This window comes from Sphingomonas bacterium (assembly GCF_903643035.1).
Taxonomy (GTDB): Bacteria; Pseudomonadota; Alphaproteobacteria; order Sphingomonadales; family Sphingomonadaceae; genus Sphingomonas.
This window is the reverse complement of record NZ_CAHJWW010000114.1, coordinates 1-8,965: the sequence shown is the minus strand read 5'-3', so window position 1 is coordinate 8,965 and position 8,965 is coordinate 1. Positions and strand designations below refer to the sequence as shown.

Below are 8,965 nucleotides of genomic sequence, written 5' to 3'. Positions count from 1 at the left end.
CGCGGCGAGCGTCGGGGGAGCCGTCGCGGCCTGGCCCTCGCGCATCCCGGCCGCGACCCTCGCGCAAGCGGCACGGCGCGGCGTTCCGCTGGTGGAGGTGGAGGACGGCTTCGTGCGTTCCGTGGGGCTGGGCGCCAACCTCGTCCCGCCGCTGTCGGTGACGGTCGACCCGATCGGCATCCACTATGATCCCTCGCGGCCGAGCGGGCTGGAACGGCTGATGGAGGGTGGCGGTTTCCCGCCCGCGCTGATCGATCGCGCGGCGGCGTTGCGGGCGCGCATCGTCGCGGGCGGCGTCAGCAAATACGGCGGCGCGGACGACGCGCCGCTTCCCGATCGTCCCGGTGGTGACGGCGCCGGCCGCAGGTTGGTGCTCGTGCCCGGGCAGGTGGAGGACGATCGCTCGGTGCTGCTTGGCGGCGGCGCGGTGACGGGGAACCTCGACCTCATCCGCCGCGTGCGCGCCGCAGAGCCCGATGCGGAAATCTGGTTCCGCCCGCATCCCGATGTCGACGCCGGCCATCGCCGCGGCGGCGTGCGGGATGCCGAGGCGCTCGCGCATGCCGACAAGGTCGTCCGCGGCGGGAGCATGGCGGCGCTGCTCGACAGGGTCGACGCCGTCCATGTCCTGACCTCGCTGACCGGGTTCGAGGCGCTGCTGCGCGGACGCGCGGTCACGTGCCACGGCGTTCCGTTCTTCGCCGGCTGGGGCCTCACGCGCGACCTGGTGCCCGTACCCGGCCGGCGTCGCCGACAGGCGAGCCTTGACGAGCTCGTCGCCGCGACGCTGATCCTCTATCCGCGCTACCTCGATCCCGTCACCCTGCTGCCGTGTCCGGCCGAGGTCCTGGTGTCCCGCATCGTGGGGACTCGCGTCGCGCGGCCGGGCCTGCTCGTCCGGCTGCGTCGCCTGCAAGGACGGTTGTTGCGTCAACCGCGCTGAATTATGGGAACCGCACCCCGCCATCGAGAGCAGGGGCGGTACCGGACGGGCAGAGGCGCAGATCGTGAAGCTCGGGTTCGATGTGACCGGTACCGCCATGGGCCTTCTCACGATCCCCATGGCCCTGCTCAGCGCGGGCAGCGCGGTCGCCGGGCTGGTCCTCGCCGCCCGGGGGCACTGGCCGCCGGTCCTCCTGGGGCTCGCCGCCCTGCTGTTCTGGCTGGTGCTGGCGCGTCCGCTCGAGGCGCTGGTCGTCAGGATCGACGACGCGGCGAACCTGTCGCAGGACCGGGGACGCCACCGGCTCGCCCGCGCGATCGCGGTCGCCAGCGGCGCGGTGCCGGTGGCGGTGATCCTGGCCGCGGAGGTGCTGTGCCTGCGCGCGGTGCTCGCCTCCGACGCGGGATCGCACCCGCTGCTCGTATGGCTGTGGGGATATGGCGCGGCGACGGCGCCGTGGACGCTGTTCGCGCAGCGGGTCGGCCGGTTCCGGCGCACGCTGGTCGGCATTCGCGCCTATGCCGGGCATGTGGCGATGTGGCTGTTCTCGATCCTGGCGCTCTGGCTGCATGCGCCCGCGGGCGCCGTCGCGGCGGCGATGCTGGTGCCCGCGATCCTGCCGTTCACGGTCGGGCTGCTGCTCGCGCTCGCCGATCGCGACGCCATCGCCAACGTCCGCGTCTGACCGCGATGTCCGCGCCCCCGCCCGGCCGCTGCTTCCTGTTCCTCCAGGGACCGCACGGTTCCTTCTTCCCCCGGCTGGGCGCGGCGCTGGTCGCGGCCGGGCAGCGCGTGCGCCGGATCAACCTGAACGGCGGCGATCGCGCCACCTGGCCGCAGGGCGACGGGTACAGGGGGGGACGGCGGGCGTGGCCGGGCCATGTCGCGCGCTACATCGCCCGCCACCGCGTCACGGACCTGATCGTGTTCGGCGATGGTCGGCCCGCGCACGCGGCCGCGATCGTGGTGGCGGCCGCGGCGGGCGTCCGGGTCCATGTCTTCGAGGAAGGCTATATCCGTCCCGACTGGATCACGCTGGAGCGCGAGGGGGTGAACGGCCATTCGCTCCTGCCCCGCGATCCCGACTGGTACAGTCGCAGGGCCGCGGCGGCGCCGCCCGTTCCCGAGCATCCCGCGATCCCCTCATTCGCCACCGGGCGCGGCTGGGCGGCGTTCTTCTATTATGCCGAGGTGGTGCTCCAATACTGGCGCTTCCCGCTCCACCGCTCGCATCGCGACCGCGATCCGGTGTGGGAGGGGATCACGTTCCTGCGGCGGTTCCGGCAGCGCCGGAAGACCATGGCGCGCGTGGAGGAGGAGATCGCGCGCGCCTTCGAGCGGCCGTTCTTCCTGTTCCCGCTACAGCTCAATTCCGACTACCAGATCCGCGTCCACTCGCCCTTCGGCACGATGAACCGCGCGATCGACGTCGTGCTGGAGAGTTTCGCGCGCGCCGCGCCGCCCGACACCTGCCTCGTCGTGAAGGAACATCCGCTGGATTCGGGCCTGAACCACTGGCGCGAGGTGGTGGCCGGCCGGGCGACCGTCTTCAGCATCGCCGACCGCGTCGTCTTCGTGGAGGGTGGCGACCTGTCCGGGATGGTGGCGGCGTCGCGCGGCATGGTGGTGGTGAACAGCACCAGCGGCACGCTCGCGCTGGCGCAGGGAAAGCCGGTCAAGGCGCTGGGCAATCCGGTGTACGATATCGAGGGGCTTACCGATATCCGGCCGCTCGACGCGTTCTGGTCGGCGCCGCGTCCACCCGACCCCGCGCTGTACGACGCCTTCTGCCGCGTGCTCGTCGAGCGGTGCCTGATCCACGGCGCCTTTCTCAGCAACACCGGGATAGAATTGCTGGTGACCGAGTCCGCGCGCCGGCTGGTCGGCCCCGATCCCGATCAGGATCCTTGATCCTGGCGAGAGGCCGGCGGCAGCGTATCGAGCCAGCGTTCCACCCGCGCGAAATGACCGGGCCAGTCCGGCGCGCGATAGCCGCGCATCGCCGCCGCCTGGCGCAGGCGTTCGGGCGAGGGTCCGCAAAAGTCGACAACCGCCCGTTCCCACGCCGCGCCGTCGAACGGGGACAGATAGGTGGGGATGTCGCCCGCGATCTCGTGGAACACCGCAAGATCGGACGCGATCACCGGCGTTCCCGTCCGCAACGCCTCGATCACCGGCAGGCCGAATCCTTCGGCGAAGGACGGCATCAGCAGCGCCCGCGCGCCCGACAGCAGCCGTGCGAGCTCGTCGTCGCCGCAGCGGCCGAGTTCGACGACCATATCCCGCGCGGCGCATCGATCCAGCATCGCCAGCGCCTCCTGCGCCTCCCATCCCCGTTGGCCGACCAGCAGCAGCCGGGGCGCGTCCTCCCCCATCCGCTCGGCCAGCCGTTTCCACAGGCGCAGCAGCAATATGTGGTTCTTGCGTCTCTCGATCGTGCCGACCACGACGAAATAGGGGCGGTTTCCCGCTGACGACGATGGCGGCGGCTCCGGCGGGGTGGCGGCGGGCAAGGCATGTCCGGCGAGCCATGCGACGACCATGGGTGGACAGGGCAGGCGCCGGCGCTCCGCAAAGGCGCAAAGCGCGTCGCGCGTCGCCTGCGAGTTGACGATGATGCCGCTGGCGCTCTCCAGGGCGTTGGTCATGCGCCGAACGTGCTTTCCGGCCTCGCCGGGGCGGCAGAACTCGGGCGTCTCGATCGGGATCAGGTCGTGGACGAGATGGATGGCGCGCAGGCCGTGCCGCCCGATCCAGCGGCTCAGGCCGGGATCGTCCAGGCCGGTGTGGCCGATGTTGAGATAGAACTGGCCGCGTCGCGGTCGGGCGGCGACCGCGCCCGCGAGCGCCCGGCCGAGCACCGCGACCAAGCGCCCGCGAAAGCGAGGGCCGCCCGCCAGCAGGACGGCGGTCAGCCGCCGCGAGTCGATGGCGGCCAGGACGATCCGCCGCCCGTTCCACTGGATGACGGCACGCGCGCCCTCACCGAAACGGGCGAGGTAGGCAAGGCAGACGCGATCGATGCCGGTCGGCAGCCGACCGCTCCATCCCCGCCAGATCAGCCGGCTGACGTCTATGAGCATGGACGCCCCCTTGCACGGACCCATGGATATGCCCTGCCGGGCCGTGCGGTCCGGCCGCCGTTCTGCTGCACGGATCGCGACCGGGACGTCATGCATGTCCAGATAGGAGGCCCCGTCGGCCCCGCCATGGCCGGTCGTCGGATCGCGCAGGGCGCCGCGCGCGATCGCCTGTCGGCCCTAGCGACGACCCGCGCCCTGGCGCAGCCGCCTCAGGATGGTTCGCGCAAGACCAAGGCGACCGCGTCGCAGCGCGAAGCGGAGCAGCTCGCGATGCTCGCGTCGATTGAGCACCGCCGGATCGAGATGGGCTATGATGTCGTCCATCTGCCGCGGACCGACCAGCCTCGCGAGATTGAACACGCCGTGGAAACCGAACTCGGCTCCGCTGCAAGGGTGTCGCTCGAAGGCGAAGCGTCGCGCCACGTCTTCCGGGGCGAAGCGGATCCCGAAGCCGTCCTCGAGCGCGGAGCGATGGGTGCGGCAGATCGCGACGTCCTCGGGCGCCGCGTCGATCCCGAGCGCGTGGCAGGCGTCGAGCAGGCGTTTCGATCGTAGCGAGAAGCCGCCGTTGCCCACGACATGGCCGTCGTCGAACTGCGGCCATGGAGCGCCGATATAGTCATAGTCCAGAAAGCCGCCGTCCCATCCGCGCCCGTCCAGGACATAGCCGTCCCACTGGACGCACAGCACATGGCTCGTCGCGACATGGTGGCGAAGCTCGTGCAGCATGAACCGCGAATAGGCCGCGTGCGAGGCGATCGGCGCAACCCGCCGCCAGCCTATGCGGTCGGACGTTCTCGGCGGCGGCGGCTGGTCGCCGATCAGGAACACGGCCCCGAAACGCGCCTGTTCGAGCGACAGCTCGATCGCGCGCACCGTCTGGAGCAGCGCGACGCTGGTGACGGCGACGAGCGTCACGTCCGGCAGGAAGGGGGGTGGGAAAGGCGGGGTGGCGGGCGGCGCGTGCCACTTCCGGCGGCCGGATGGACCCGTCATTCGAACGCCAGCGTGCATCGTTCGGCCTCTCGCCTGAAGCGGGGGCTGTGATGGGGATCCTGCGCCGTTCGCGTATTCCAGCGTACCTGCAGCAGCGCCAGCTCGCGCGCGAACCGCGCGGCGGCCTCCGGCGAACGGCGTGTTCCGCGCGATTGCGACTCGTGGTGGATGAGCGTCGCCTCGACCGCGAGCACGTTGTGCAGCCCGGCCGCCTCCAGCTTCAGGCACAGGTCGACATCGTTGAAATCGACCGGGAACGCCCCGGCGTCCATCCCCCCTGCGAGGCGGAACTTGCATCGCTCCACGACCATGCACGCAGCGGTGACGGCGGACACGGTGCGGCTGCGCGAATGCCAGTGGGAGAACCGGGGGTCCCTGGGGTCCACGCCCTTCTGGACATGCCCCGCCGCCCCGCCGATACCGATGGCGACGCCCGCGTGCTGGATCGTACCGTCCGGATACAGCAACCGCGCGCCGACCGCTCCGACCGTCTGCCGGACGGCGTGGCGGACCATCGTTTCCAGCCACGAACCGTCAAGGGGTTCCACATCGTTGTTGAGCAGGCACAGCACCTCGCCCGACGTGTTCGCCACGGCGTAGTTGACCATCGCGGCGAAGTTGAAGGGGCCCGGATGGGGCAGCACCAGCACCGCGTCCTCGCGTATCAGCCGCGCGAGCAGTGCGCGGGTCTCCGGTTCGACGCTGTCGTTGTCGACGACCGCGATCTCCAGCCGCCCGGGATAGACCAGCATGCGCAATCCGGCCAGGCAGGACCGCAGCAGATCCGGCCGGTCCCGCACCGGGATGATGATCGAGACATCGGGCCAGACGGCCGGCGCGACGATCGTCGGCGACTCCCCCACATCGGCTCGCGCCATCGCGCCTGTCCCTGCGGGCTCGCTGCGGCGGTGGGTGAGGATCAGCGGCAGGTGAAGGGGCGCGATATCCTCCCCGGCGAGTATCCATCGCAAGGCATCCACCACGCCGGCAAGGTCCGCGGCGGCCCAGTGCTGCTGCGCCACGGCACGCATCCTCGACATCGCGATCAGGCCTGCGCCCATCACCCCGCCACCGTCGCCGAGCAGCATGGGATCCCAGCCGGGCTTCAACCACGGGTCCTGCCGTCGACCATCGCGCGACCGGTCCTCGTCCCAGAAGACGACGCCATTCGTGGACGGGTCGGGCGCCACGCGGGCAAGGACGGCTCCCAGCGCCGGGGACACCATGTCGCCCGCGCGAAGAGGCAGCAGCCAGTCGAGTTCGGGACCGAGCCTCGCGAGCCATTCGCCCAGCGGAGTGTCGGCATGGATCAGGGTCGCGCCGACGATGCCGGCCACCGCGGCCTCCATCCAGACCGGCGTCATGGACCCGAGGCTTGCGCGGACGCTGTGCAGCGTCCGTCGGACGCCCTCCGGCTCGGCTCCCAGGATCAGGCAACCGACCGGCGCCGGCCGTATCGTCGATCGCTGCTCCGCGCAGAAGTTGCGGATGATGCGCCCCTCGGCCTTGGCGATCCAGCGCCGGTAATAGGCCGGGTGCGCCGAGGCGGCGCGATGGATCAGGTTCCAGCCGCGCACGCGCCTGCCGCGCGCTACCCATCCAAGGCCGCGCAGCGCGTCGGCCGGGGATGCCGACAGTGCCAGCGGGAGGATCACCGGCCAGACCGGCGGCAGGCTGGAGCGGCCACCGTCACTCATCGTCCCGACCCTAGCGGCACCCTGCGGATGTCTCGTTCCTGGGTGGCGGCATGGCTGCCCGCCTCAACGCAGGGCGCTCACGCCGCTGGTGATCGCCACGATCGGAGAGAAGAGCTGACTGATGGTCTGTATCAGTTTGCTCGGTTGGTTGGCTCGTGCGTTGCCGAAATACAGGATATCCTTGTCGCGCATCGTGAACCGCTGCGCCAGGAAGTAGCTGCTCGTCCGCATCATGTTGATATGGTACACGACGTTCAGCGGCTGTCCGTCCACGACGGTGTTGCGGAAGATGAAGATCGCCTTGGGATCGCCGAGATTGGGATTGGCGCCCCCCGCGGTCGAGATCGCCTCGGCCAGCGAGATCGTCGAACCGCTGAAGGGCAGTTGCTCCACCCGGCCGGGCGCGCCCATCACCGAAAAGGATCGCGGCGCGCGTAGAAGAAGGACGCGGTCGCCGGGCTGGACGCGCAGGTCCCGTTCGGATCCCGTCAGCACGTCGCTCAACCGGAGATCGCCATAGACGTTCCTGCGCAGCACGCGGACCGCGAGGTCCTTGGCGTCGCCGCGATAGCCGCCGGCCAGCGCGATCGCGTCGGACAGGGTTTCCCGGTTGGTCGACAGGATGAGCCGCCCCGGCTTGCCCACTTCTCCCCCGACGATCACGCTGTTGGTGATGTCCTCCCTGATCGAGACCAGGACCTGCGGGTTCTGCGAAAGGCCCAGATAGCCCGTGCGGATCCGGCGCGCGACCTGTGCGACGGTGTCGCCGGCGACCCGCAGACGCCCGGTGAAGGGAAGCTGGATGAAACCGTCGTCGTCGACGCGATTGGGCGGCAGCTTCTCGACCTTGGCCGACGGATCGAAACCCGTTCCGTCGCCGGGGACGCGGCTGCCGCCACCGAACAGGGCGATTCCCGCCTCATAGACCGTGATGTCGAGCACGTCGCCCGGTCCCACCCTGTCCGTCGGCGCGGGCTCGCTGTCCGTGAAGGGAACGGGTCGGCGATCGTCCGAGACGGGAAGCGACGCGGCGTCCGCGACCTCGACGATCCGGATCTGCCCCGCCGGCGTGGCATCGGCGATCGACTTCTGGATCTCGCGGCCCGTGGGGCCGCTCGACGGCAGGGTCGCGCATCCGGTGGCGAGCAATGCCAGCGCGCTCGCGGTCCATCGTCGCTGGTCGAACCACCGGTTGGGGGGGGTATGCATGCAGGATCGGGCCTTGCGGGTAAGCCGTGGGTGGCGGTGGGTCCTATCACCTCCGTCCGCCGCGAGGCAATCTAGCGCCCGCGACCTGGTCTCTTGCCTGGTCTCTGGCGCGTCGGTCGCCGCGGGGGTAGGATCGGGGAGCCCCCGGACGGCGGGGGCGGCAGGACGAAGCCTCTCGTCGCGATCGGATGGTCGGCCCGGACATGAACCGATCCGCGAGCCTGTTCCTGCGCGTCCTGACGTGGCGGCCGGGCCGCGCCGTCGCCATCGCCTATTGGTATCTGACGCGCCGCCGCGTACGGGCGCGCAACCGGCTTCAGGACGCCACCGCTTCGTCGCCGTTCGCCTATGACGCGATGATCGGCCTGGTCGAGGATCAGGCCGGCGTGATCGCCAAGGCCCCCGGCAGGGTCGCGGCATGGGCCGATCCCCCGCTGTTCTCCATCCTCATGCCGATACCCGGGGGCGCCGACCCGGCGCTGGTCGCCGCCGCGGTCGCCTCGATCGAGCGGCAATGCTACGACCGCTGGGAGATCGTGATCGCGGGGGCGGCGAGCCCGGCGCTGCACGATCACCGCCGCGTGCGGATCGTGACACCCCGGCCGCGCCACGGCGGCGACGCCCTGGCCCTGGCGCTCGATGCAGCGGCCGGTTCGATCGTCGTCCCCTGGACGATCGGCACCCAGTTCGCATCGACCGCGCTGTTCCGCTTCGCCGAGGCGTTCCAGGCGGCGCCGGATACGGCCATCGCCTATGGCGACCAGGACAGCGTCGACCGGCGCGGCCACCGTTCGACACCGTGGCTAAAGCCGGAGTGGAACGGGGAGATGATCCTCGCGCTGGACTTCGCGTCGCGCGCCTGTGCGATCCAGGCCGGCCGCGCGCGCGCCGCCATGCCGGAAGCGGCAGGGTTCCCGGGCTGCGCGGCCTATGCCCTGCTGCTCGCGGCGACGAGGGACGACGACGCCCGTGTGGCGCACGTCGCCCACATCGTGGCGCATGTCCGTCAGGACCGCGCGCCCGGCGACCTGTCCGCC

At 71.0% G+C, this 8,965-nt stretch carries 8 protein-coding genes; 4 read left to right on the top strand and 4 right to left on the bottom strand.

Annotated features, from left to right (window positions below; all coding sequences use genetic code 11):
* From HUV01_RS08615 to HUV01_RS08605, 3 genes are all read left to right on the top strand, one after another.
* A partial coding sequence (locus HUV01_RS08615; RefSeq protein ID WP_438827162.1) for a capsular polysaccharide export protein, LipB/KpsS family occupies positions 1–943 on the top strand: 943 nt, incomplete at its 5' end.
* Positions 944–1,007: 64 nt separating this feature from the next.
* A complete protein-coding gene (locus HUV01_RS08610; RefSeq protein ID WP_174297880.1) occupies positions 1,008–1,628 on the top strand; it encodes a hypothetical protein in 621 nt (206 codons plus the stop codon).
* 5 nt (positions 1,629–1,633) lie between these two features.
* Positions 1,634–2,854 (top strand): capsule biosynthesis protein, encoded by a 1,221-nt coding sequence (locus HUV01_RS08605; RefSeq protein ID WP_174297879.1) that lies wholly within the window; start codon positions 1,634–1,636, stop codon positions 2,852–2,854.
* On the opposite strand, the gene HUV01_RS08600 is transcribed toward HUV01_RS08605, so the two are convergent.
* From HUV01_RS08600 to HUV01_RS08585, 4 genes are all read right to left on the bottom strand, one after another.
* Complete coding sequence (locus HUV01_RS08600; RefSeq protein ID WP_174297878.1) at positions 2,842–4,026, bottom strand: glycosyltransferase family 4 protein; 1,185 nt, start codon at positions 4,024–4,026, stop codon at positions 2,842–2,844. The two genes, HUV01_RS08605 and HUV01_RS08600, sit on opposite strands and share 13 nt — an antisense overlap.
* A gap of 177 nt (positions 4,027–4,203) precedes the next feature.
* Positions 4,204–5,022 carry a DUF5672 family protein gene (locus tag HUV01_RS08595; RefSeq protein WP_174297877.1) on the bottom strand — a complete coding sequence of 273 codons (819 nt, stop codon included), beginning with the start codon at positions 5,020–5,022 and terminating at the stop codon, positions 4,204–4,206.
* Positions 5,019–6,719: a glycosyltransferase family 2 protein gene (locus HUV01_RS08590; protein WP_174297876.1), complete on the bottom strand. Its 1,701-nt coding sequence runs from the start codon at positions 6,717–6,719 to the stop codon at positions 5,019–5,021. Before HUV01_RS08590 ends, HUV01_RS08595 begins: the two co-directional genes overlap by 4 nt.
* A 63-nt stretch (positions 6,720–6,782) precedes the next feature.
* Positions 6,783–7,928 carry a polysaccharide biosynthesis/export family protein gene (locus tag HUV01_RS08585; RefSeq protein WP_174297875.1) on the bottom strand — a complete coding sequence of 382 codons (1,146 nt, stop codon included), beginning with the start codon at positions 7,926–7,928 and terminating at the stop codon, positions 6,783–6,785.
* Positions 7,929–8,131: 203 nt separating this feature from the next.
* On the opposite strand from HUV01_RS08585, the gene HUV01_RS08580 reads away from it, so the two are divergent.
* Positions 8,132–8,965, top strand: an 834-nt coding sequence (locus HUV01_RS08580; RefSeq protein ID WP_217430963.1) for a hypothetical protein, incomplete at its 3' end; no start/stop codon positions are given.